The sequence below is a fragment of the Flavobacterium sp. KH_035 genome (genome assembly GCF_057839565.1).
Genome location: NZ_CM174492.1, coordinates 806294 through 831209, shown reverse-complemented (window position 1 = coordinate 831209; position 24916 = coordinate 806294). Strand labels below are relative to the sequence as shown.

General features: G+C 37.2%; 17 protein-coding genes and 1 tRNA gene. 6 read left to right on the top strand and 12 right to left on the bottom strand.

Translation table 11 applies throughout. From position 1 onward, the window contains the following. Window positions 1–173: 173 nt before the first annotated feature. Window positions 174–950 carry a DeoR/GlpR family DNA-binding transcription regulator gene (locus AC3IS6_RS03705; protein WP_173966308.1) on the top strand — a complete coding sequence of 259 codons (777 nt, stop codon included), beginning with the start codon at window positions 174–176 and terminating at the stop codon, window positions 948–950. On the opposite strand, the gene AC3IS6_RS03700 is transcribed toward AC3IS6_RS03705, so the two are convergent. The 10 genes from AC3IS6_RS03700 to AC3IS6_RS03655 form a co-directional block, all read right to left on the bottom strand. Next, entirely contained in the window at window positions 947–2017 is a 1071-nt protein-coding gene (locus AC3IS6_RS03700) for a dipeptidase (RefSeq protein ID WP_489163639.1), read from the bottom strand. The two genes, AC3IS6_RS03705 and AC3IS6_RS03700, sit on opposite strands and share 4 nt — an antisense overlap. Window positions 2018–2147: 130 nt before the next feature. Continuing rightward, window positions 2148–3263, bottom strand: coding sequence for a D-TA family PLP-dependent enzyme (locus AC3IS6_RS03695; RefSeq protein ID WP_489163638.1), 1116 nt, complete (start codon window positions 3261–3263; stop codon window positions 2148–2150). 3 nt (window positions 3264–3266) lie between these two features. Beyond that, window positions 3267–3914: a beta/alpha barrel domain-containing protein gene (locus tag AC3IS6_RS03690; RefSeq protein ID WP_173966311.1), complete on the bottom strand. Its 648-nt coding sequence runs from the start codon at window positions 3912–3914 to the stop codon at window positions 3267–3269. Window positions 3915–3923: 9 nt separating this feature from the next. Beyond that, window positions 3924–4955, bottom strand: a complete 1032-nt coding sequence (locus tag AC3IS6_RS03685; RefSeq protein WP_489163636.1) for a PfkB family carbohydrate kinase — start codon at window positions 4953–4955, stop codon at window positions 3924–3926. Between the two features lie 327 nt (window positions 4956–5282). Then, on the bottom strand, window positions 5283–5750 hold the full coding sequence (locus AC3IS6_RS03680) for a RidA family protein (protein WP_489163634.1): 468 nt from the start codon (window positions 5748–5750) through the stop codon (window positions 5283–5285). A gap of 4 nt (window positions 5751–5754) precedes the next feature. Then, a complete protein-coding gene (locus tag AC3IS6_RS03675; RefSeq protein WP_489163632.1) occupies window positions 5755–7074 on the bottom strand; it encodes a GntP family permease in 1320 nt (439 codons plus the stop codon). Between the two features lie 212 nt (window positions 7075–7286). Beyond that, window positions 7287–8819 (bottom strand): SusD/RagB family nutrient-binding outer membrane lipoprotein, encoded by a 1533-nt coding sequence (locus AC3IS6_RS03670; RefSeq protein WP_489163630.1) that lies wholly within the window; start codon window positions 8817–8819, stop codon window positions 7287–7289. 34 nt (window positions 8820–8853) lie between these two features. After that, window positions 8854–12009, bottom strand: a complete 3156-nt coding sequence (locus tag AC3IS6_RS03665) for a SusC/RagA family TonB-linked outer membrane protein (RefSeq protein WP_489163628.1) — start codon at window positions 12007–12009, stop codon at window positions 8854–8856. A 363-nt stretch (window positions 12010–12372) separates the two neighbouring features. Further along, window positions 12373–13872 carry a SusD/RagB family nutrient-binding outer membrane lipoprotein gene (locus AC3IS6_RS03660; RefSeq protein ID WP_489163627.1) on the bottom strand — a complete coding sequence of 500 codons (1500 nt, stop codon included), beginning with the start codon at window positions 13870–13872 and terminating at the stop codon, window positions 12373–12375. Window positions 13873–13890: 18 nt separating this feature from the next. Further along, on the bottom strand, window positions 13891–17127 hold the full coding sequence (locus tag AC3IS6_RS03655) for a SusC/RagA family TonB-linked outer membrane protein (RefSeq protein WP_489163626.1): 3237 nt from the start codon (window positions 17125–17127) through the stop codon (window positions 13891–13893). A gap of 523 nt (window positions 17128–17650) precedes the next feature. Between AC3IS6_RS03655 and AC3IS6_RS03650 the strand changes: the two genes are divergently transcribed. After that, on the top strand, window positions 17651–18418 hold the full coding sequence (locus tag AC3IS6_RS03650; protein WP_489163624.1) for a nitrilase family protein: 768 nt from the start codon (window positions 17651–17653) through the stop codon (window positions 18416–18418). A gap of 22 nt (window positions 18419–18440) precedes the next feature. On the opposite strand, the gene AC3IS6_RS03645 is transcribed toward AC3IS6_RS03650, so the two are convergent. Both AC3IS6_RS03645 and AC3IS6_RS03640 read right to left on the bottom strand, forming a co-directional pair. Further along, window positions 18441–18881 (bottom strand): cytochrome c oxidase assembly factor Coa1 family protein, encoded by a 441-nt coding sequence (locus tag AC3IS6_RS03645; protein WP_489163622.1) that lies wholly within the window; start codon window positions 18879–18881, stop codon window positions 18441–18443. A gap of 24 nt (window positions 18882–18905) precedes the next feature. Continuing rightward, a complete protein-coding gene (locus AC3IS6_RS03640; RefSeq protein WP_489163621.1) occupies window positions 18906–20594 on the bottom strand; it encodes an Ig-like domain-containing domain in 1689 nt (562 codons plus the stop codon). 174 nt (window positions 20595–20768) lie between these two features. Here AC3IS6_RS03640 and AC3IS6_RS03635 point away from each other — a divergent pair, with 174 nt between their 5' ends. The 4 genes from AC3IS6_RS03635 (at window position 20769) to AC3IS6_RS03620 (ending at window position 24738) form a co-directional block, all read left to right on the top strand. Next, the gene (locus tag AC3IS6_RS03635) at window positions 20769–21773 is read left to right on the top strand and encodes a hypothetical protein (RefSeq protein ID WP_489163619.1); all 1005 of its coding nucleotides are present in this window, start codon (window positions 20769–20771) and stop codon (window positions 21771–21773) included. Beyond that, entirely contained in the window at window positions 21733–24090 is a 2358-nt protein-coding gene (locus tag AC3IS6_RS03630) for a hypothetical protein (RefSeq protein WP_489163617.1), read from the top strand. The genes AC3IS6_RS03635 and AC3IS6_RS03630 overlap by 41 nt, the downstream gene beginning before the upstream one ends. 22 nt (window positions 24091–24112) lie before the next feature. Next, complete coding sequence (gene mce / locus AC3IS6_RS03625; RefSeq protein WP_489163614.1) at window positions 24113–24517, top strand: methylmalonyl-CoA epimerase; 405 nt, start codon at window positions 24113–24115, stop codon at window positions 24515–24517. Window positions 24518–24664: 147 nt separating this feature from the next. Then, window positions 24665–24738 (top strand) — tRNA-Ile (locus tag AC3IS6_RS03620). Window positions 24739–24916 lie beyond the last annotated feature (178 nt).

The following is a 24916-nucleotide window of genomic DNA, read 5'->3' as shown; positions in this document are numbered from 1 at the left end:
CGTTAAACAAATTTAAGGTTTGTTGGTTAATTTGCATTTTTTTTGCAAAAGCTATTTACGTTTAAATGTCTTTATTATAGATGAATTAACTTTTTTATTACATTGTATTCTAATTTGTTTCGCAATAATATTGCATTAATTGTTTACATTTGCTTTAATAAAAATGAATTTGCATGAATAATGATAATGAACTGGTTAATTATACCAAGGAAGAACGTAAAAATCTTATTTTAAAAGAGATTAACCTACACACTCGTGTAAGTTTTGAAACCCTTTCGGTTAAATTATGTGTTTCAGAAGATACCGTAAGACGCGATATTAATGAACTTGAATCAGAGTCTTTATTGATTAAAGTAAAGGGTGGTGCAATGACAAAAGCGTATCACCATTCTTCTTCGAATCAAACTTATGCAGGCGAATCTAAACAAACCATCGCGCAAAAAACATTAGGTCTGCTTCATGACGGAATGGTTTTGTTAATTGGCGGTGGAACTACCATCAGAGAATTCATCCGATTGATTCCGGATACTTTAAATCTAACCATTTTTACGGTTACTGTTTTATCGGCAGTAGAACTTCTGGACAAACCCAATGTTAAAATTATCATGATTGGCGGTAGCATTTCTTCGTACAGCCAAATGTGTGTGAGCGGCGACGTCTATAATCAGTTGGCGAATATTAAAGTTGATTTATTGATATTAGGAACTAATGCTTTAGATATCGAAGGCGGATTTTCAGATTCTGACTGGGAAACGGTTCAGGTAAAAAAAGCTATGATTCAGGCTTCTGAAAAAACAGCGATTCTTACTATTTCTGAAAAACTGGATACGGTTCTAAAAATGAAAATTGCCAACTTATCCGAGGTTGATTATGTGGTGACGGAAGTCGATCCCGATCACGAAAAACTACAGGCGTATAAGAAGGCAGTTCCCAGTTTGGTTTTTATTTAGTCCCAATTCTTTATTAAAAAGTTAATCCAGTTCTGGTGAAAGATTTTATTCAGATCTTCGTCTGAATAACCATGACTTTTAAAGATCAGAACTAGTTTTTGCAAATCGGCAATGGTGTTTAAATCATATGGCGATTGCTCTGTACCAAAAGCACCGTCAAGATCAGAACCTACACCAATATGATTTGCATTTCCGGCCAATTGGCAAATATGATCCATGTGTTTGAAGACCGTCTCAAGATTGCAGTTTGTTCCTTCTGGGGTCGAAACATCTCTTTTCCAATCCGGAACCAGCATCCATGCATCTAAAGCTCCTCCAATAACGGCTCCTCGTGAAATCAGGGCTTTGATCATTTCATCACTGTATTGGCGGTTGTGATTTACAAGACTTCGACAATTGTTGTGGCTTGCCCAAACTGGTCCGTTATAATGTTCTAACGCCTGCCAGAAAGCATCGTCACATAAATGTGTTGCATCTAAAATAATGTTCAGGCGCTCCATCTCTTTTAGTAAGTCGATTCCGTTTTGTTGCATTTTTCCGGTGGCATCCGTTCCGTTTGCATATCGCCCGGGACCGTAATGTGCCGGCCCAATCGCTCTTAATCCGTATTGATGTGCTTTTTCTAAGTAAGAAATGTCAATAATAGAATCAGCACCTTCTAAGCTTAAAATATAACCAATGGGTTTTTTATCATTCGGTGTTCCGTCATTCCATAAATCGATTTGTTGCAGCAATGATTTTTTATCTGTAATTGGAGTTATTTCTCCGGCTTCTTCCATGGCTTTGTACCACGCGAGCTGTCCCTGTGTTTGTGCCCAGGCCTGCTCAGGTGAATTCCAGCCGGGAATAATGCTATCAGGTTTTACAAATCTCGCAATTTGAGTAGCAACTACAATTCCAATATTTCCTCTTCGCAAATCAGGAAAAGAAACCGTTGCACGCTCGCGATCCGGTTTGTCAGTCATTCCTTTTTCCAAATGGCGCAAAGTAGGTACGTCATTTCTTAAATCTCGATTCCATTCCATCGCATTCATGCTAAGGTCTAAATGGGCGTCTATTATAAACATAGTATTTTTTTTAAGGCACAAAGGTCCAAAGGGACAAAGGTTCAGAGGTTTTCTGTAAGGTCTATAATCTTTATTTTTTACTCTATTCTCTTTCTTCTTCGCTCTATTTTCTATTCTTTTTTTTCTGTAGCTAGATGTTAATTTTTCTGCTGCGGGCCACAACCTGCCATTGATCGCAGATCTGATGTTCATTATTTACAACCTGAACGGAGTCATAAAGGGCACAGGTTGGGCAAACATGATAAGGTTGTGCGTAAATAGTATCGCCGATAGCATACTCGTTTTTTCCTTTGTTTTCGATAATCAAATGTTCTTCTGAATGTCCGGTCGGGATTAGATTTTCATCGTTTAAAATCACAAGTCTTTTATCGATCGGGTTTTCAGAAGCTACAGCTTTGTATCCAATATCAACACAAAAAGTAGAAGGAGTTGGTTTTGAAATTATGGTTCCGACAATGACCAGTGCGGGTTTAAAATTTTGCTCCGGCAGATGAATTTGATAATTGGAATCCCAGAAAACAAAAGTTCCGGGACTGCATTCTACATTTTCCTGAGCCGAATAAAATGGAAAAGTATTAGATCCTCCGGCAACAATTTTCAGTTCGTAATCAAATTTTTTCTGAATAGTCTCTATTTCTTCATTGATGCTGAAGAAAATATTGGAAGCTATTGATGTTCGGTGTTCGACATCACCTTTTAAATGACCGTCGTAAATGTGGATACCTGCGAAATGAATGTTTTTTAACTTAATAATTTCATCAATTAAGGCTCCCCAATTTTTAGAAATTGAGATTCCGGTTCTGTTCATTCCGGTATTCAAATCCAGATATACAATTAGGGTCAGATTGTTTTTATGCGCGATGGTATCCAGTGCTTTTGCCGATTCGAAATTATCTACAATTGTCGAAAAAGCGGTAGCTGGATATTTTTGAATTAACGAAATCCATCTTTCTCTTTTAACACCAACAGGTTGATAGGCGAGAAGCACATCCGGAATTTCGTGTATGGCGGCAAGTTCAGCTTCGGCAATTGTAGCACATTTAATTTTGTTGATGTTGTAAGTTTTAAATAAATCCAGAATTTCCCCAATTTTATGGGTTTTGATATGTGGCCTTAATTTTTGAGTATCACCGTTCAAAGACTCAATCAAACGCTCAATATTGGACTGAATGCGATCTTCGTAAACAGCCAAAAATGGAGTATCAACACGTATTTCGGAATTTATTTCCCACCAATTGTTTCGCATAATTTAGGTTCTTGTTTTTTTGACAACTTCAATTAAATTTTGAAAAGCCTGAAAGGATTGCTCATAACTTAAATTTAGCAGCATTTCTTTTGTAAATAAATTAGAACCAATTCCAACGCAGACAACTCCGGATTTGAACCAGGATTTCAAATTGCTTTCTTCTAAGGTTACACCTCCGGTTGGCATTATCTTTAAATTCGGAAAAGGAGCTCTGATGGCTTTTACATATCCGGGACCACCAATTTTATCGGCAGGAAAAAGTTTTACAATTTCAGCTCCTAATTTATTGGCGTGAAGTACTTCGTTTAAGGTAGCAGCTCCGGGAATCCAGTAAATGTTATTTTTAAAACAATAATTTCCAATTTCGAAATCGGTATGTGGGCACACAATACAATCTGCCCCTAACTGATGAAAGGTTTCGGCATCATGAACATTTAGAATAGATCCAACGGCTATTTTAACCTGCAGATTATTGGCTTTTCTAAAAGCAATCATTTGAGTAAAAACTTCTTTTGCATTGTCTGCACGCGCAGCAAACTCGATAATTTTTATGCCAGCATCAGCCGCTGATTGCAAGACTATTTGGGCTGTTTCAATGTTGATTTGTGTGACTAACGGAAGTACACCTTGCGTTTTTAATATGCTGTACATGTTCTTATTTTATCTGTTAATTCTATTACTTGAGCCGTTTTTAATAAAATGACTTACTTCATCAAGAGTGCTTATAGCAAAATCTCCGTGAATACTTTGTTTGATTACACCGCAGGCAGTTGCCCATTCGATGCATTCCTGACCGGATAATTTATGGGTCAGTCCGTACAATAATCCTGCGTTGAAGGCATCTCCGGAACCAATCTGGTCTGTTACGACATGTATTTTGTGTTCGGGTGTCTGATAAAAGTTGCCTTCGTGAATCAGTAATCCTTTGTATAAATGCGCTAGTCCGTCTGACTTTCTAAAACTCATTGCCAGTGTTTTTAAAATGGGCATTTTTACTTTTAACAATTCGAATGTTTTTTGAAAACGATCGGCATCAGCTTTTTTTGGATCTGTTTTGATTCCGAAATAAATTTCAATAGCATCTAAATCGGCAACAGTAATCGTGCTGTACTGAAGTAAATCAGGCATGATTTCAGAGGGATGTTTTCCGTATTGCCATAGTTTAGAACGATAGTTAAAATCAGAAGAAATTGGAAGTCCTTTTTGATGTGCAGCCAAAATAGCTTCTTTACAGACCTGAGCTGCTTCATCCGAAACTCCCGGACTTATTCCGGACCAGTGAAAATGGTTTACATCGGCTAAAGTCAGATCCCAATTGATTTGATTCTTTTGGATTGTTGCAAAAGACGAATTGCTTCGGTCATAAATTACCTGTGATTGCCTGATTTGATTACCGGCCTCGACAAAATACAGACCCAAACGTTCTCCTCCGTAAACACATTTTGAGGTGTTTACTTTGTATTTGTGAAGTTCATTCAAAGCCAGTTGTGCTAAGTCGTTTTGCGGTAATCGGGTAATGTAGTCAGTAGGTATTCCCAATTGGGATAGTAAAACACAAACATTTGCTTCGGCGCCGCCAACGTAAATTTTTATTTCATTGGCCTGCGTAAATCGATTTCCGTCTGCAACATTCATTCGGAGTAATAATTCTCCGAATGTTGCAATTCTGGTTTGTGAGGTATTTGTATTCATTGTTGTCTTTTTTTAGCCACTCCCGATAGCTGTCGGGATTATATTGATTTATAAACTTAGCGATTATTTTTTTTAACACATAGAAGCATAGTTTTTGAAACCTTGTAATAGGCGTTTCACTTGCATTAATACACATAGCTATGTGCGAAAACGAGTTTTTTTGTTATTCTCAATGAAGTAAAAAAATCTATGTTTCTATGTGTTTAATTCTTTCGCCGCGAATTTCACTAATTTTCGCAAATCAGTACGTGAAAAATTAATTCGTGTTAATTCGTGACAAACAAAAAATAATCCTTTTTTATTATGTAATCTGTGGCATAACTTTTTTTAATATAATTCGAAAACGGCTTCTACTTCAACAGGAATATTATCCGGTAAGGAACCCATTCCTACGGCACTTCTTACTCCGATTCCGTTTTCCTGTCCCCAGACTTCGGCAAATAATTCACTGCAGCCGTTTATTACATAGGGATGTCTTAGAAAATCGCCATTGCAATTCACCATTCCGAGTACTTTTATAACTTTTTTTACTTTGTTCAGGCTTCCAAAATTGGTTACAATTGTAGAAAGCATTGTTAATCCGACTTGTCTTGCTGCTAATTTTCCTTCCTCAATGTCTATGTCATCGCCAATTCGACCAATGATCAGTGATTTGTCGTCTCTAACAGGCCCGTGACCTGAAAGGTATAAATATTTACCATCAACCAAATAGGGTTTGTATATACCCAAAGGCTGAGGCGCCGGAGGAAGAGACAAACCAAGTGTTTCAAATTTTTCTTGTGGTAATAAATTCATGATATTAATGTATTATAGAGTTTAAAATAAAAATGAAAATGATTCCTAAAACTGATACTAAGGATTCCATAACGGTCCATGATTTGAAAGTATCTTTCAGGCTGATGTTAAAATATTCTTTGAACATCCAGAAACTTGGGTCGTTTACGTGTGAGCACATTAAACTTCCTGCTCCAACAGACAAAACCAGTAAGTTAGGATCAAGTCCGGTTGATTGTAGTAATGGGAGTAAAACACTGGCGGTCATTAATCCTGCTGCTGTTGCCGAACCTACACAAACGCGAATAATCGCTGCCATCATCCATGCCAGTAAATAAGGATGAATGTTTATTTGTGTTAGAGCTGCAACGATAGTTTCGTTTACGCCGCTTACAATCATGACTTCTTTTAGGCCGCCGGCTCCTCCAACGATCAGAACAATTAAGGCAACATCTTTGATGGCAACGGCGTAGTCATCCATTACCGAGCTGATGCTTCGGTTCATTCGGATCCCTAAAGTATAGGTACAGATTAATAAAGAAATCAGCATGATTATGCTAGGCTCTCCAATTGTTTTGCAGATATCAGCTAAAGTTTCATTGTTAGAAATCATAGGTAATATCGAAGTCAGTGTTAAAGCAAAAACCGGAAATAAAGCGGAGAATAGGCTAAGGGAAAAACTGGGAAGTTTGCCTTCGTTTGCGACTTCTTCGACATTTAAAATCTCGTGATCTGATTCGGTTTTGATGTTTTTGAGTAAATTCGAAAACAGCAAACCTGCAATAAAAATGGTTGGAATCGCAATGATGATTCCATAAACCAAAACAAGTCCAATATCGGCATTAAAAATACTGCTTAAAGCCATTGGAGACGGATGTGGGGGTAAGAAACCGTGTGCTACTGAAAGCGACGCCAGCATTGGAATACCAAGATATACTTTTGACAGTTTGAATTGATGGGCTACTGAGAAGATTAAGGGTACTAACAAAACAAAACCAACACTATAAAATAGAGGTATCCCAACAATAAATCCGGTAATCATTAAGCCAAGGCGAACGTATTTTTTACCCGTCCATCCCATAACAGTTTTGGCAATAACATTGGCGGCGCCTGATGAAACAGTAAGTTTACCAATACAGGTTCCGAAAACAATAATCAACGTAATAGATCCTAGCATTTCGCCCAGTCCTTTTTGCACAGTTTGTGACAAAGTGTTTATTGGCAGGCCTAAAAAAAGACCTGCTAATAAAGCTGTAATGATAAAGGCAATAAACGGATTGATTTTAAGCCAGGCTATCTGGACGATTAGAAACGCAATGCATGCCGTAAGAATTAAAATGCTCATTTATCTTTTGTATTATTAACTCCGCAGAGTGTAATTCGTATAAAATTGATTAAACACATTGCAACATAGATTTTTTTACTTAATAAAAGAGTAACAAAAAAAGTTAGCTTTTTAAAACATAGTTACTATGCGTATTAATGCAAGTGAAACATCTTTTTAGGATTGCAGGATCTATGTCTCTATGTGTTTAAATTAATTATATCAATGGAATTTTATTGTTTATCCCACCAGATTCTTGTAGTAAAAGTATCAGGTCCTTGTTGTTTAACTGCTTCTGCTAAGTTAGTTGTATTTACTGAATATTCACTGGTTGGATATCTAAGACGCCTTGGTATTGTGCCATTTGTTACATTTCCAGGGAAATTTACGGGAGTTAAAACTGGGTATCCGGTTCTTCTCCAGTTGGCATAAATTTCCTGTTCGTCTACAAATAAAGCTACATAAACCTGGGTATGAATTTGATTCATTTTGGCTTCAAAAGTCCCTGCTGCATTATATGGATTAGCAGTTAAATAAGGAGTTGCATCTGTAATGGAGTAGGATGTTCCATAAATTCCCATATTTAGGAAAGATGCTTTCACTCCTTTTTCATATAACTCCTTATCGGTTTCGGCAGTGTACCATCCTCTTGCAGCAGCTTCGGCCAGATATAAATTAGTTTCGGCATTGCTTATTAATACCAGCGGAGCATCGAATCTTAAAATGGTATTTTGATTTGGCTCAGAATAAGTGGCTTGCTCTAATGGTGCTAATGCTGTTGTGGTTCCATTTGGGAAACCTTTCTGCACGGCCGGGTTAGTATTTTGTACAGTTCCTTGCCAAACTCCGGCGTAAACACTGATTCGCGGGTCAGCAGTAGTTTTTAATAAGTCAATGAAAGTTTTGGCTAGTTTGCCTCCCTCAGTATTAGTTTGACCGTATGATCCGTTTGCATAATCTCCGGATCTTGAGTCAAAAGCAACGGGGTTTCTGTTGAAGTTATTTGGTCCGTCGTTATAGTTCATGATGGCATTGTCTGCTCCATTAACGATTACTCCGCCTGCAATGGCTTTGGTAACCCAGGTTTTTGATAAAGCGGGATCCACTTTAGTTAAACGCAAGCCTAAGCGAAGCATTAAGGAGTAAGAGAATTTCTTCCATTTGGCAACATTTCCCTGATAGATGAAATCAGCAGTGCCGAAACTCGGTTTCGCTGGATCCAGTGCAGTCGCAGCTTCATCAAGCTCTTTTAATAAATCCTTATAGATGAATTCTTGCGAGTCATATTTTGGAAGAAATAGATTTGTAGTGTATGCCTGTACTGCTTGGGAGTAGGGAATACTTCCGTACAAATCTGTAATTTTATGATATAAAAAAACTTTCCAGATTCGTGCAATATTAAGTTTGTTGCTGTCGTTCGGCGTGTCTTTTACGGCATTAATTACGATCTCAGTTTCATTTAATGCTGTTGGGTATGCCTGATTAAAGTAACCGGAATAGTATTTTTCTCCATCTAAGTATTTATCACCCACTCCGGAGACTTCTTTGTAAGTGGCATAATGTTGCAGTATTCCGCCACATTCAAGCATGTTTGTAAAAAAATAATTATTGGCTAAGCCGTCAAGTTGCGCCCTGCTGAAAATAAAGTTGGTATTTGGTTTTTCAACGGCATTGGGATTGGAGTTGATTTCTTCAAAATCTTTGGTACATGCTGTCAGGCTACCCAACAGTATGCCTGAAATGTATAATAGGGTTATCTTTTTCATGTCTTTTAATTTAAAAATTAGGGATAAGGGGTGTTTAAAATTTAACATTTAAATTTAAACCGAAACTTCTGGTTCTCGGAACTCCAAATTGTTCTATACCCTGAGCATTTCCCGCACTAAATACAGATTCCGGGTCTACGTTTGGAGTCTTTTTGTAAAGAATGAATAAGTTTCTTGCTATGAAAGAAATGGATATGCTTTGAAGTTTTGATAAACTGCTTATTTTTTCAATAGGGAATTGATATCCAATAATAACTTGTCTTAGTTTTATAAAGCTTGCATCGTAGACAAATTCTGATGAAATGTTTTTTAGTCCATCATAATAATTTCTAAGGTCTTTAGGAGCAATTACCATATCTACCGGATTTCCTTTAGTATCAACTCCCTTAATTGGTAAGCCGTTTTCACGACCTTCAAGTGTTAATTTGGTTAATCCCATACGGGTTCCATATAAATCAGTTCCGGAGTATAAACTACCACCGAATTTACCGTCGATCAGGAAGCTAAAAGATATGTTTTTGTATTTAAATTCATTATTAAGTCCTGCTGTCCAGGGATGAACACCCTGTCCCAGCTCCTGAAGTGGACCTCTTGCTACGGTTGCGGTATTGCCACTTACATTGTAAACTGTATTTCCGTTTGCATCTTTAAGCGGTTTATATCCTTTAATAGTACTGTAAGGGCGTCCTACATCACTGGTAATAAGGGCATAATCGTTTACGGAAATTGCCATCGTAATCGAGTTTAATTTGTCTGTAAGTGCTTCAACTGTGTTTTTATTATAGGCTCCGTTGATACTTGCGTCCCAAGAGAAGTTACTATTGTTTATGATCTTACTGCTAATTAATAATTCAACTCCTTCATTTCTCATTTTTCCAATGTTGAGTAAAGCAGTATTTGCGCCTGACGCATTTGAAATGGTTGTTTGTACAATGTCGTTTGTGGTAGCACGGTTGTACCAGGCGAAGTCAAGATTTAAACGATTGTTAAAGAAGCCTATATCAGTTCCAATTTCAAAGGTGGTTGAAGTTAAAGGACTTAACGTAGAATTTGGCACTCTCGTTCCTGTAGGGACTTGTAGCTGTTGGTTGTTGTGGCCTCCCTGAACCATTGAATACGATCGGTTTAATGCGTATGGATCTGGTGTAGCGCCTCCAACCTGGGCCCACGAAGATCTCAGTTTTGTAAATGAAATCCACTCCGGCATTTTTACAATATCAGAAAGAATGATACTGGTTCCTATGGATGGGTAGAATACTTTATTGTTTTCTTTAGATAGAGTTGAAAACCAATCCTGACGTCCCGTAACGTTTAGGAAAATTACATTTTTGTAATCCAGATCTGCGGCAGCATAAACAGAGTTTGTTTTAGTTTTTCCATAAGGATAAGTATACGATAAAGTAGTAAAATTGGTTGGAGCGAAAAAATCATCAAGGACAAAATTTGAACCCTCAAGGCTTACTTCATCTCGTAAGGTTGTACGGGAGTTTACTCCAAGTAATGCATTCAGAGAAAAATCTTTATACAAGTTCTTTTTGGTATAGTTTAGTATAGCTTCGGAATTCAGGTTTGACAGCTTTACGCGGGAACCTTGTGCGTATCCAATTGGATTGTTTAGGCTTGTCTTTGGAATGTATCCAAAGTAATCGTAATCGGTGTAATCCTGTCCAATTCTTCCCTGAAGAAATAGTTCAGGTGTAAAGTTTAATTTTACGTTTAACATTCCAAGGAAACGATTTTTAGTGTCCCTGTTTTTGATTTTATTAATGGTGAAGTAAGGGTTTGTTGCAACTGGAACAGGATTCCATGCTATTTCCTTACCGTTTTCGTCATAACCAGGTGAAAGATTTCTAATGTCTACAGTGTTAGCAAGCAGATAGGTGGCCCAGTTCGGGTTGGCTTCTGCATCTGAAACCGTAATTCTGTTGTTTGATTTCTCTATATTGTATTGTGCGACTACGTCAAATTTTAACCAATTGGTTAAGTTTACATTGCTGGCAATGTTGACACTTTTACGGTTGAAATCAGAATTTGGTACAATCGACTGGTTGTCTGTATTAGAGAAGGAAAGACGTCCTGAAGCTTTTTCGGTTCCTCCTGAAAGTGCGATAGAATTGATAAATGTTGTTCCGGTTTCGTAGAAGTTTTTGATGTTGTTTTTTTGTGCAACATAAGGTCTTTTTACTCCGTCAAATTGAATAACATCAGTTCCGTCTATTTTTGCTCCCCACGACCAGCGACCAAATTCTATAGCTTTTTCTTTTGTTAATGGTTTTTGTCCTGCATCTCCGGCTCCGTATTCGTATTGCCAGTTCGGGATGACAGCTGGAGTTTCAAAAGTATAAGAGGAATTAAGTTCTACGCCGATGCCTTTTTGTGCGCCTCCTCTTTTGGTTTGGATAAGAATTACACCATTGGCAGCATTTGCTCCGTAAAGAGCTGCTGCAGTTCCTCCTTTTAATACAGTGATGCTTTTAATATCATCAGGATTGATAACAGAGGTACCGTCACCTCTATCGACGTTCATTCTTGGTGAGCCTGCTCCGTTTCCGGTTCCAGGCAGGTTAAGTTGTGTATTGTCAATTGGTAAGTCGTTTACCACATACATGGGCTGGTTATTTCCGTTTAGGGAACCATTTCCACGAATGACTACTCTGGTTGATCCGTTTGCGCCTGTTGCAGAGCTGCTTACGTTTACTCCGGCAATTTTACCTACTAAAGCGTTTGTGATATTGGTTTCTTTTGCCTTGGTGAATTCAGTTCCTTTTAATTCGGTAACAGCATAGGCAACTGCTTTGTTACTTTTTTTAACCCCTAATGCGGTTACTAATACTTGCTCCAGTACATTTTCGGCAGGCTTTAAACTTATTACGACATCTCTAACATTGTCTAGTTTGTATTCTAAAGTTCCATAACCCATGTAAGAAACGATAATGTGAGTTTCGTTTTCCGGAACATTTAATTTGAATTTTCCTGTTTCATCGGTTATAGTAGCTGTTTTCTTATTGCCTTTGGCGTAAATAGTAGCTCCGGCAATTGGCATTCCGTCGTCCTGACCAATGACTTGGCCTGAAATTTCAATCTGACTGCTTTTTTGTTCAAAGAGGTGCGTTTTAATTGCAGCTTCTTTTGCATTTGCTGAGAAGATTACTCCCCCAATAAATACTAATGAAATTAGCTTTGTTTTCATAATACTTTGGTTTTCATGTTTTATTTTGGTTTTATTGGCGATCAAATATATATATTATTTTTATTCGTTTGCATTTTTTTTGCACAAAATGCATTTTTTTTGCAATATTTTTTTCTAAAGTATTTTTCTAATCCAAAAGAAATGAGGTTTCTAAAGGTGTTTTGAGAAATTTTTGCAGAATAAGCTTTTTTGGAATGAACCTGTTTTAATCTTAAAATTCGTATTTTTAGAATAAGCCGCTTGGGGAATTCAGTTCGTTTCGGATCGCGAAAGCCTAAAAAAATACCATCCATAATTCAATATGAATTACGAATGGTATTATGGTCAACATGAAAGGATTTGTGTTTGATGCAATTTAGCAGTTTAATCTACATCCCACCAAACTTTAGCAAGCCAGCTGTTATTGTTGTATTTGGCACCTGCCGCTAAATAATTCTCTTTGTTACTTGTGGATTCTTCAGGAGGGTAAGGCATTCTGGTAGGCATAACTCCGTTTGTGGTTGATCCTACATTTGTTATTTTGACCAAAACCGGAAAGTTTGTTCGCCTGTGATTGCTGTAAGCTTCCATTCCGTTTAAAAATAAAGTAAGCCATTGTTGTGTGGCAATTTCCTCCAGCTCTTTTCCGGGAGTCAGGTTTTTTGTCGCTAAGAAGGCGGTAATGGCATTGTTGTCGATAATGGAAGCGTCTTTAAAAATAACCCATTGTCTGATTCCGGCTTCAATTCCTTTTTTGTAAAGATTTTTGGTGTCGCCTGTATAGAGATTTCTAAAAGAAGCTTCTGCCAAAAGCAGTTGTGTTTCTGAATAAGTAAGATGCAGGTATGGAGCACTGTTCTCGTATAAATAGGGCTGCAATCTTGAAATATTACCGCCTCCGCCTGGGAAATTGTAGCCGTACATGTTCGGATTAATAGCCACATAATTACCGTTAGGAGCAGGTAAGAACCATATTTTTTTTCTCGGATCGTCTCCCAATGCATCAAATAGGGTGGTAGTAGGACGGTCTGTTAGTTCGTTGCCTTTTAAGGCATGAGACAGTCCGTTACCGTTGTTCACCGCTCCGACTGTTTCCGGAAGAGTGGCGTCGTGTTTCATATAACAATTGTCATCGTTGCTTGTGAAGATACCATTTGCAACTGCTTTTTGAATTTGCTCTTTGGCGAGGGCAGGATCTACTTTTGAAATTCGCATCGCGCATCGCAGTCTTAGGGAGCTGATCATTTTTTTCCATTTAGAGACATCCCCTGCATAAAATATATCTCCTTTTATGGGATCAGTTCCAGATTGTATTTGACTATAAGCTTCATCCAAAACTTTAAAAAAGTCAGTGTAAATATCTTTTTGACTGTCGTATTTCGGATAGAAGATATTTTGGTAGTACCCCAAACCGGCTTCTGAGTAAGGAACGTCTCCGTATAAATCTGTCAGACGTTGAAAAGCCATAACTTTCAATGTTTTTGCGACTGCATTTAGGTTGGTGAACTCTGCTTTCCCATTGGTTCTTTCATTGAGGTCCATAACGTTACGTATTAGTCCGCCGCCATAATTTGCATTCCAAAGTGCTCCCTGGTATTCGGTGCTGCTTGCGTAAAAAGAACCAAAAGTTGCTGTTGCCCAAGCAGCTCCAAGATGCTGAATGAATCCTTCTCCGTAAATAAGATTGGCTCTCCATTGTTCGAAGATTGCACCTGAGAAGGAAGCTTCAACACCGGTTAATTGTGCTGAAGGAGCTATGGTTACGAATGATTCAGGATTGGTATTGGTTTCCCTGAAAAGTTCGTCGTCGGCACAATTAGTTGTGCTAAGGAGTACTATGGCACCGAGCGTATATTTTGTTAATTGTACTATATATTTTTTCATTTGAATCAAATTTGAGGGTTAGAAGGATAATTGTAGATTGAAACCATAAGATCTTCGATAAGGCAAAGAACCGTATTCAAAGCCTTGTCCATTTCCGTTAGTGTAAGTAGATTCCGGATCGATGTTTGGAACTTTAGAATAGATATTCCACAGGTTTCTACCAATTACCGAAAATTTAAATCGGTCAAGTCCGGTTCCTTTTAACCACTTTTTAGGAAAATCGTAACCTATAGAGGCTTCTCTAAGTTTAACGTAAGAAGCATCGTAAACAAAAGGTTCCGGTGTAGTATTATCTCCATACAGACTTCTCCAATACGTTTGAGGGTTAACATAACGTGTGTTGTTCTGGTATCCGGTTACATTACCGCTACCGTCTTTGATTTCAGTTACACCTTCTACAATAAGTCCGGCGGTTGGGGTTAATTGCCCTATTTCATTTAGCGTTTTTCCGGCTGCAAGTTGTGCGGCAACCCAGGCATTATATCCATCTCTGCCTTCAATGGTTTCGTCTGATAGTCCATTGTAAGCTGCATAAGCATTGGTCATAGAGTATACTTTGCCTCCAAATTTCATGTCGAAATTGGCTCTAAGGCTAATTCCTTTATAAGAAAACTCATTGGTAACGCCTCCAATCCAGTCCGGAGCAGTTTTCCCTAAGCTTTCATAGCCATCGGTTAACAGTGGAAGCCCGTTTGCTCCTATGATTACTTGACCATCAGGCGATCTTTGAAATTTTCTTCCGTAGATTTCTGTAGAACTTTCTCCTACTTTGGCTACAATTTGTGCTCCGGCCCATCGTGCATTCGAGATCACCTGAAGGTCGGTTTTGTCGGTTAATTCCAGTAGTTTGTTTTCGTTTTTTGCAAAGTTTAAGGTAATGTCCCAATTGAATCCATCAGGATTTCTGAAAATTCCGGCGGTTATTAAGGCTTCGAAACCTTGGTTTTCAACGGTACCCGCATTGGCATTGGCACCAACAAAACCTGAAGTTTGTGAAGTATTTAATACAATTAACTGGTTTTTTGTTTTGGTATAATAATAAGATAAATCAAGTTGTAAACGGTTTTTAAAAAAACCTAAGTCAACTCCCGCTTCGTAGCTTGTGGTGAATTCTGGCTTTAAGGTGTTGTTTGGAATGATACTGTTGGCTACTGAACCAATGGGGTTTCCTAAAAGCGGTTTCGTTTGTATGTTGTAATTAAGTGCTGTGCTGTATGGTGTTTCCAGTGCTTTTGCGGTTCCTGCCCAGGAAGCTCTGATTTTTCCAAAAGTTAAAACATCACTTTTAATATCGAAACCATCCGTAAAGATAAAGCTGGAAGATACCGAAGGATAAAAGTAAGAGTAATTATTGTTGTTAGAAGAGCTCACGGCCGAGGCTAAGGTTGAATTCCAGTCATTACGTCCGGTGAAATCTAAAAACAAATAATTTTTGTAGTTGGTTCTTAAATACGAGTATACAGAGCGTACCAGAATTTCGTCGTTTGTTTTCGGATTTAGAATGCTGGACTGGAAGTTGGCTTGTTTGTTGATTCCGTTGGTAATCATGTCGGTAAGCGCAACTCCGGAAACGATTCTTTGAGAATTTCTTTGATTGGCTCCAACACCAAAGGTTACGTTAAAATCGCCAAACGATTTTTGAGCGTTCAATAAGGCTTCTGTATTGTATTCCTGAAAGGTAGTGTTGCTGTTTATTAAAGATCCGTTTTGTCTGGATAACCAGGTGCTTCCGGCGTTGACAAAATCGGAACTTTCAAATGTAAAGCGGTCAATTCCGGCTCTTGCGGTAGCACTTAACCAGCTGGTAAGGGCATAAGTAGCACTGAAATTACCTAATATTCTGTTCTTTTTGGTTTCATTTTTATTTTCGTTTATAACAAAATAAGGATTTAACCTGTTGGCGTCTGCGTTCCATGGGTAATATACGCCATTTGGATCTTCGTAATTTTTTAGCCAGGCCTGATCAATGTTTGGGGCTATTGCAGCTACGGATAATCCGAGATTTCCGGCATCGTCTGATAAGGAAGGCCTGTTGTCTGTGTTTTCTGTAACATAGCTAAATTTGGCATCCAGTGTTAGCTTTTGTATCTGAGAGTTAACCCCTAACGTGAAAGTGTTTCTTTTCAGACCGCTTTTAGGAACGATGTCAGTAGCGTCAAGATTGGAGTAATTTAGTCTAAAGCTGGTGTTGTCCCCTCCTCCTGATAAACTAAAGCTGTTGTTTACGCTTACTCCGGTTCTGAAAAAATCTTTAATATTGTCTTTTACATTTTCATAAGGTTTGTAAGAGCCATCAAAGATTCGTGTTGTAGTGTTGCCGGCCGACCCGAATTTTGGTCCCCAAGCACTGGTAGTGGCATTTTTTCCATTCGCAATGTCATTTGGATTTGGAAGTACTCCGTTGGATCCTGTACCATATTCCCTTTGGAAATCTTTATAAGTAGTATTGATTTGGTCGAAGGTGGTTGTGCCATTGTATTCGGCTTTCAAAGAGTTTTTTCTTCCTTTTTTGGTAGTAATAACAATAACTCCATTGGCACCACGTTCGCCGTAAAGTGCACTCGCAGCTCCTCCTTTTAGAACCGAAATGTTTTCGATATCATCCATGTTTAAACTTGATAGGCCATCTCCATTGTCGGCTCCTTCTGAATATCGTCCCGATTTAGAATCGGTTATTGCGGCCAGTCCGGTATTTCCTAAAGTAACCCCGTCAACCACAAATAAAGGCTGGTTGTCACCGCTAATCGATCGATTTCCTCTGATCACAATACGGGAACTACCTCCAAAACCTCCTGTGGTTTGAGAAATGTTAACCCCTGCTACTTTTCCGTATAGAGATTGAGCGACACTTAGGGTAGGGTTGTCGGCTAAATCTTTTCCTTTTACATCCTGAAAGGAATAACCTAGTTCTTTTCTTTCTCTTTTTATGCCTAATGCAGTAACGACAACTCCCGAAAGTGCTGTAGCAGCAGCTTCTTTTAATTTTACGGTAACGGTATTGGAGTCGCCTATGAGAATATTTTGTGTTTCTAGTCCTAAGAACGAAATGGCTAAGGTTTTTCCTTTTTCTACATCAATAGTGAATTTACCGTCAAAATCGGTAGTGGTGCCTTTTCTTTCGTCTTTTATGGTTACAGATGCTCCCGGTATCGATATGCCGTTAGTGTCGGTCACCGTTCCTTTGATGGTTTTTACTTGCGCCTGGGTGACCTGTATCGCAAAAAAGAACATAAATAATAAAATAGTTTGTTTCATTCTTTGGGTTTTTAGTTAGTTGAGGTTTATTGATTGGTTGTTTTTTTGTTTCACTGGTGAGGTGAAAGAGTTTCTTAATTCGTTTCCTGAAGACGAATTATTAGAAATAGAATCCTGTTACTTTTACTACATAAGTGGTTTTTTGTAGCTTTAGTATTATGTTTTAAAGAATAGGGAATCTGTTTGTGTTCTTTTAGTATTTTGCTTTTTTATTGCAATTGATTCATGACAGTTTGTAAGAATCATTGTTGGCGGCGCGCCTTTTAAAATCGGGTGTTTGTTCATAATTTATTGTTTTTTAATTGGTTGTGTTTTTTAATTAGCGCTCAAATATATATAAATTATATTCATTGTAAGCAATATTTTCGCACAAACAATGCAATAATTTTGCATTATTTTTTTAGATAATGTTTTTTTATTCTGAAAAATCCGATGTTTACTGGGTTTGCGTCGTTTTTGTCTGAAATGTTGTGAAACTGAACTCAGGATTGTATCTTTTGCTTAAAAAAGTTATTTTTACGATATGAAAATCGCACTTATACAATCAGATCTTTATTGGGAAAATTCTCAGGAGAACAGAAAACACTTTGAAATCAAAATCAATCAAATCGATTCTGAAGTCCATTTGATCGTATTACCGGAGATGTTTTCGACGGGATTTACGATGAATGCTGCTGCAGTTGCCGAAACAATGCAGGGGGAGACTATTTTGTGGATTCAGTCTCTGGCGAGAACGAAGAATGTTGCTATCGGAGGAAGTCTCGTTATCGTTGAAAACGAAAAGTATTATAACCGAATGGTGTTTGTTTTTCCGTCAGGAGAAATTCAGTATTACAACAAGCGTCATTTGTTTTCACTTGCGGGAGAAGATCAATTCTATACCAGCGGAAACGAAAAAGTAATTGTAGAATATCTCGATTGGAAGATTTGCCTACAGGTTTGTTATGACTTGAGATTTCCGGTATTTGCAAGAAATGTTGAGAATTATGATTTGTTGTTGTATGTAGCCAACTGGCCAAAAGTAAGAACCAATGCTTGGGATGCTTTGCTTAAAGCACGTGCGATAGAAAATCTAAGTTATGTCGTTGCCGTGAACAGGGTAGGATTGGATGCGAATAATTACGAACATATTGGACATTCGCAAGTAGTTGATTTTTTAGGAAATTATATTCTGGAACCGCAAGAGGACGAAGGAGTTTTTGTGGTTGAATTGGATGAAAACACTATGTTAGAAACCCGAAAAAAACTTGATTTTTTAAGCGATAAAGACCGGTTTAGTATTGATTTTTGATTGTAAATTTTGAAGATTATTTTTAAAGTTCTTCTAAAACCACAATCTCGTTTTCAGGGTTTTTAGTGCGAACGGAGATTTTTTTATACTCCCATTTAGTTCCTTTTTTGATAGCAGAAAGGTCTAGTTTGCCCTTTCTTTTGGTCCCGTTGATTCTAACGGATAAGCGGACAGTATTGTGGTTGTTAGAATAAACAATGTTGCCTTCTAAGATTGCTAATTGATCAATCGGCTTGATTTTTCCAACATTTTCAAGGACGTTTGGATTCTTGTTGGCTTTTTCAATTGCCTGTTCAAAAAGCAAATTGTCGGAATATGCCTGAGCGATATCGGTTATGTTTTCTTTAGAAGTTGAAGCCGCAAGGATTCCGATTAAAAAAAGTACAGCTATCAGGATTGAAGGTAAAAACCATTTCCAGTTTCTTTTTAACCAGTTTTCTTTTTCAATCAAATCGTTTTCCATAGTGGTGTATTCAGGCGTTAAAATCTAGAAGGCTTTTCTTTTCTTCTCGTCTTCTTTTTTCTTTTTCTCGATCTGTTTTTTCTCCACTTCAGGATTGTAAGGAACACTTAAATCAATGGCCTGATCGACATCCCAATTGGTTCGGACGTCTACATTGGTTTGAAAATAGAATACTTCTTCAGCGTATTTTTTATTCAGGAAATCTCCTGAGTCGTATATTTTATTTTTATTGTCGTCATAGATTATTCGAATCGTAAATTTATCAGGGACTAATAAATTAAATTCAATTTTAGTTTTGCCTTCCGAGTAATCACTTGCGTATACCACATCTCCTTTAGCGTTAGTCGCTTCGACTATAATTGGAAAACGTTTCACATTTTGCAGGTTCAAAACAAGATTTCCGTAGTCGGCAGGTTCTTTTGTGCTTAGTTTAATGGCCAGGGTGTCGTTAGACTTTTCATAAAAATCAGTCAGTGCACCCGGGAAAAAGGTTATATTGTATTTTTCAACAGGCTCTTTTTTGAAATCAACATAGAATTTTTGTTCAAATTCATCATATTCTGTGGTGAAATCTACAGCAGCCGAGTCTTTGTTAACCAGTTTAATTTTTGATTTGTCAAACTTTACTAGTGGAGTGGCTGATTCTAAGGTAAAACGATCTCTGAAATTGATGTTTCCGTTTTGAACGGCAGTTATATTTAAAGTGTCTTTCTTTTGGTCTTTAATTTTTAGGCTAAATCTTTTGTTGTATTTGTCTTTGCTGACTTCTACAGATAAAGAATCTGCTTTTAGAGGTTTGTACCAAATTTGTAAGGAATCTTTTTTAGGAAAAGCGGTAACAATCGTTTGCAGAGTTTCATTGCCGTGTTTCAGGACAACTTTGGGTTTAGAAAGTTTGAAGTTTTGTTTGCCTTCATAAGGAAGATAAAGCTTGTTTCCTGATGCCTGTATTGGTTTTAAAGCTTTAAAAGGAAGTGTTTCCTTGAACAATTCAAGCTCAAAAACAGTATCGTTCGGAACTGTAATATAATGTTTGATAAACCCGATTTTGTCGTCTTTAGGGTTGTATCTGTTGTTGTTTCCTTTGTCTTTCATTGCTACTAGCAGGTATTTTCCGGCTCTTAAATTTTCTAATTTAAAAGTGCGTAAACTGTCCAGTGTGTTTGTAATGTAGCGTGGACTCTGTTTGTAAATCAAAGAATCTTTATATGTATCGTTAACTTCATATAGCATTACCGAAACAAAATTATCAACGTTTTTTTCATACGAATCTTTGATTTGCCCACTTATGGAAAGAGAATCAATATAAGGGCCTGTCGAGAAAACATATTTAAACTGGTTTATCGAATTTCCTTCGTTATTGTCTGCAATACTTTGTCCGAAGTTAAAACTGTAAGTAGTGTTTGGTTGTAAAGTATCTTTTATTTTTATGGTGATTACTTTACTTGCAGTAGTTGGTAAAATTAACGGCTCACGTTTCATAGGAGGTGAAATGATAAGCTGTTTGTTGAGGTTTTTAAGTTTTACATACTCATCAAATCCCAGAATAATTTCATTTCCTGTAAAATTAGTACTGAAATTTTTAGGGGAACTGTATTTTAAAACCGGAGCCAGCGTGTCTTTTAGTCCGCCGGTAATGCTTCCGCGTTTGGCACAGCTTAACATAAAAAAGACCATTAAAAATGCAATATATCTAAAGTTGTTTTTCAACATAACGGTTTCTGAATTTGATTGCACAAAATAACAATTATATTTGCTTTAATTGAAACTTTTTAGCCATTTATTAGGATTCACAGCTTTTGCAAATTGCTCTTTTTTTTTAAATTGAAAACCATAACAGGGAAGAATTTCTTACTTTTGGGTTTAAAATGTAATTTTTCTTAAGTTTTGATCAAAAGATTTTTTATTGGTTTCTTAATTCTTTTTCTGATTTCCTGTAGTAAGAATGAAAAGCCGGTTGTTGCTTTTTATTACTGGAAAACCATTCTGAAATTATCTGAAACGGAGAAGCTTGCTTTGAAGCACAATGAAGTCACTAAACTTTATATTCGGTATTTTGATATTGGCCAGCATCCCGAGACAAAAGAACCCATTCCGCTTAGTCCAATTCGTTTTCAGGATGACGTAACCAAGTTCGAAATTGTACCTGTAGTATTTATTCAAAACAAAATCATGTTGTCTTCCCCCCTTGATGTGGAGGATCTGGCACAGAAAACAGTTCGTTTGATTAAAGAAATCAGCACGAAGAACAAAATTACGTCTCAGGAAATTCAGATCGATTGCGACTGGACCCTTAAAAGTAAAGACAACTATCTTAAATTTATTGAGAGTGTTAAAAAGCTTTCCGGAAAAAAACTCTCCGCAACAATTCGCTTGCATCAGGTAAAATATTTTAAGAAAACTAAAATTCCGAACGTAGATTCCGGAGTTTTGATGTACTACAACATGGGGTCAATTGCTCCCGATTCCTTAAATTCGATATACGATCAGAAAATTGCAGAACGCTATTTAAAAAGTCTGAAAAAGTATCCGATGCATCTCGATTTTGCCCTACCTATATATTCTTGGGGAATTCATATCCGAAACCAAAAAGTAATTGGTTTACGTTCTAAAATGAATGTAGCTGAACTCAAAAGGGATCCAGATTTTCAACAACTAAGCGGAATCTTTTTTAAAGCGAAAAAATCAAATTATAAGAATGGAGTTTTTTACGAAGAAAATGACCTCTTAAAAATGGAAGCAATTACGGCAGAAGATTTAAAACAAATGGCGGAAGAACTGGGCGAGAATACCGCGCAGCAGCCAAAAGAAATTATATTTTACGATTTAGACGAATTCAATTTAAAAAACTATGAAAAGAATATTTTTGAACAAGTTATTTCTTGTTTCTAGTGCGGTTTTACTTTTTGCATACGGAGTAATTTATGCCTGTGCAGATGGCGATTGGGATTATTTTGGATCGTACAGTTCTAATTTTACTCCCGAAACTTTTGCAGACAAATCGTATTCACCGCTTTTCCTGTCGGGTGGAATTTTCTACGGAATTGGTTTTGATACCGAGCACAATTCCCGTTTCAATAAAGATATTAAGTCCGATTGGGGAACGTATCTTAAAGGGAAAATCGATACCACTACCGTAAATTATTTTTTAATTGGAGATGAAAAACCGGATTATTATTCGGAGAATAAAAGTGCGATAAAAAACAAGGAAGAAATCAAAGATCTTCATGTGTATTATAAAAGCAAAAAGGAAAATAAATCCTCTTTGAAATGGGGGAAAAAGATTTCGCTGAAGGACGATAAAGTAAAAAGCTTTGTCGAGTTTTTGTATCTGGCGCAAAAAATAGAAACCGTTTCTATTAACAGAGATTATTGGAGTTACGATCCGGTGGAGGCAAAAACGTTCAACGATGCCAAAATGATTCAGTCTATCGAGAATGTGTACAACACGACTTCGGATCCTTTTCTGAAAAACAGATATTGGTTTTTGACTATGAAAGCTCGTTTTTACAGCAATAACAAACAAAAAGCCGTTGATTTTTTTAATAAAACAGAAAAATCGGTTCCTAAAAATGTGCTGTATTACCGAGCACTTTCCTACGTGGCAGGAGTGAATCACAAGCAAAATAAATTTGCAGCTTCAAACTATTTGTACGCACAGGTTTTTGATAAATGCCCGGAATTGAGAATCGTTACCGCTTATTGTTTTAGGCCAAAAAATGAAACCGACTGGAATAAAGCGTTGACGATGGCTAAAAATAATAAGGAAAAAGAAGCGCTTTGGGCTGTTCGTGGTTACTACAAAGACGAAAAACAGTCCATTGAAAAAATCTATGAATTAGATCCTAAAAGCGAACATCTGAATTATTTGGCAACACGATTAGTGAACAGACAAGAGGAAGCGATAAACAATTCGTTTCAGAAGGATGGAGGAGAAAATCAGCCTATGAAAAAACTTAGTGTGGCTGAAAACAAAACCGAAAATCAGGTTAAGGTGGATCAAAAAACATTGGATTTAATCGCTAAAATTTCGGCAGCAGGAAATACAGACCGACCTTACTTATGGGATTTGTCTCTGGGGTATTTACAGACTTTAAAAGGAGATTATGCCAGTGCAGATAAGAATTTTGATAAGGCGGTAAAAACGCTTCCTAAAACAGAACTGGCAGGAATGCAATTGCGTTTGCTTCGTTTTGTAAATAATTTGAGCAAAATAGATAAACTTACGGATAAAAACGAAAAAACAATTCTCGCCGATTTAAACTGGCTGTATTTTGAACTTCCAAAGAATTACAAAGGGCAGGAATTTCGTTATCAGAATGCTTCTTCCTGGAGCAGAAGTTATTTGTCAACGCTTTACAGGGAAAAAGGAAATCCGGTAATGGCTGAAATTTATGGCGAATCGCGCTACAGTTATTGGAACGATGGAAATTCATTTTACGACAATGAAAAAGTTTTATTGGACATGAAAGCTTTCTTGTCTAAATCCAATAAATCTGAAATTGAAAGTATCGGAGCTGGGATTTATAGTTTGAAACTAAAAGATATCAATAATTTTCAGGCGGTTGAGGCAACCTTTAAAAATAAAATTCCGGAAGCTATTGAGTACATGAAACAAACCGATTCGGTTCAATACAGCAAGTTTCTGGGGAATCCGTTTAACGGAAGTATAAAAGACTGCCACGACTGCGATCACACGGCGTATCAAAAAAGAAAATATACTTTTATGGATTTCCTGACTACCGTAAAGGAAATGCAGGGTAAACTGGCTCAAAAAGAAGACGTGTACACGAATAGCTTGTTGTTGGGTAACGCCTTTTATAATATTACGCATTTCGGAAACGGAAGAACTTTTTATGAAATCACAATTATAGGTTACGGTTCAAGTCCGTATTCGTTCAGAGATTCGATGAAGCGAATGATAACCAATTGTGATCTTCCTAAAATGTACTACCAAAAAGCGTTGGAAGCGGCAACAACAAAAGAGCAAAAAGCAAAATGTATTTATATGCTGGCCAAATGCGAACGAAATGAATATTACAATAATAAGTACAACAACCTTAAAAACTGGTGGGAAGCTGACGACGATAAAATTAATTTTATTGCCTGGAGCGGTTTTAAAGCGTTGCAGAAAGACTATTCGGATACGAAGTATTATCAGGATGTTATTGCCGAATGCGGTTACTTTAATACGTATGTAAATCAATAATTGAAATTAAAATTTAGAGGTTATGGTAAATAAAATTGAGCATATCGGAATTGCTGTGAAGAATATGGAGGACGCCAATGTGTTGTTCGAAAAATTATTGGGCGTTCCGTCCTATAAAATGGAGTCGGTAGAAAGCGAAGGGGTTTTAACCTCGTTCTTTCAAACCGGAACCAATAAGATCGAGCTTTTGGTGGCGACGAATCCTGAAAGCCCAATTGCGAAGTTTTTGGAGAAAAAGGGAGAAGGAATTCATCATGTCGCTTTTGATGTCGAAGACATTCATGCCGAAATTGCCCGTTTGAAAAACGAAGGTTTCGTGCTGATTAACGACGTTCCTAAAAAGGGAGCCGATAATAAATTAGTGGTTTTTTTACATCCGAAGAACACAAATGGTGTTTTGGTCGAGCTTTGTCAGGAAATTAAATAAAAATTTTTCTTTTTCTGATTCGAAATAAGCAGTTGAAAATCAATTGTGTTTTAGGAAACACAGGCTGTCGTTTGAAATTAAATGCAAATCATCTCCCAAAATATTTGGAGCGAATGAAAAATAGTAGTAATATTGCATCCTCAAACCGGTCCTATAGCTCAGCTGGTTAGAGCACCTGACTCATAATCAGGTGGTCCCTGGTTCGAGCCCAGGTGGGACCACATAAAGCCTTTACAGAAATGTAGAGGCTTTTTTTTGTGGGGTAAACTCAACTTAATCAGGATATTGAAAAGTAGATGGCTTTGAAAAAAATCTATTTGTCAACTTTTTTGATGAAAAGGGAGGGGTGCTACTCGGGGTGCAATCTCAATTTACGAGGAGTACATTTTTTAAGTCCTA

Coding starts and splice junctions, on each gene's coding strand:
- AC3IS6_RS03705 (WP_173966308.1), top strand. CDS start 174: ATGAATAATGATAATGAACTGGTTAATTATACCAAGGAAGAACGTAAA.
- AC3IS6_RS03700 (WP_489163639.1), bottom strand. CDS start 2,017: ATGTTTATAATAGACGCCCATTTAGACCTTAGCATGAATGCGATGGAA.
- AC3IS6_RS03695 (WP_489163638.1), bottom strand. CDS start 3,263: ATGCGAAACAATTGGTGGGAAATAAATTCCGAAATACGTGTTGATACT.
- AC3IS6_RS03690 (WP_173966311.1), bottom strand. CDS start 3,914: ATGTACAGCATATTAAAAACGCAAGGTGTACTTCCGTTAGTCACACAA.
- AC3IS6_RS03685 (WP_489163636.1), bottom strand. CDS start 4,955: ATGAATACAAATACCTCACAAACCAGAATTGCAACATTCGGAGAATTA.
- AC3IS6_RS03680 (WP_489163634.1), bottom strand. CDS start 5,750: ATGAATTTATTACCACAAGAAAAATTTGAAACACTTGGTTTGTCTCTT.
- AC3IS6_RS03675 (WP_489163632.1), bottom strand. CDS start 7,074: ATGAGCATTTTAATTCTTACGGCATGCATTGCGTTTCTAATCGTCCAG.
- AC3IS6_RS03670 (WP_489163630.1), bottom strand. CDS start 8,819: ATGAAAAAGATAACCCTATTATACATTTCAGGCATACTGTTGGGTAGC.
- AC3IS6_RS03665 (WP_489163628.1), bottom strand. CDS start 12,009: ATGAAAACAAAGCTAATTTCATTAGTATTTATTGGGGGAGTAATCTTC.
- AC3IS6_RS03660 (WP_489163627.1), bottom strand. CDS start 13,872: ATGAAAAAATATATAGTACAATTAACAAAATATACGCTCGGTGCCATA.
- AC3IS6_RS03655 (WP_489163626.1), bottom strand. CDS start 17,127: ATGAAACAAACTATTTTATTATTTATGTTCTTTTTTGCGATACAGGTC.
- AC3IS6_RS03650 (WP_489163624.1), top strand. CDS start 17,651: ATGAAAATCGCACTTATACAATCAGATCTTTATTGGGAAAATTCTCAG.
- AC3IS6_RS03645 (WP_489163622.1), bottom strand. CDS start 18,881: ATGGAAAACGATTTGATTGAAAAAGAAAACTGGTTAAAAAGAAACTGG.
- AC3IS6_RS03640 (WP_489163621.1), bottom strand. CDS start 20,594: ATGTTGAAAAACAACTTTAGATATATTGCATTTTTAATGGTCTTTTTT.
- AC3IS6_RS03630 (WP_489163617.1), top strand. CDS start 21,733: ATGAAAAGAATATTTTTGAACAAGTTATTTCTTGTTTCTAGTGCGGTT.
- mce (WP_489163614.1), top strand. CDS start 24,113: ATGGTAAATAAAATTGAGCATATCGGAATTGCTGTGAAGAATATGGAG.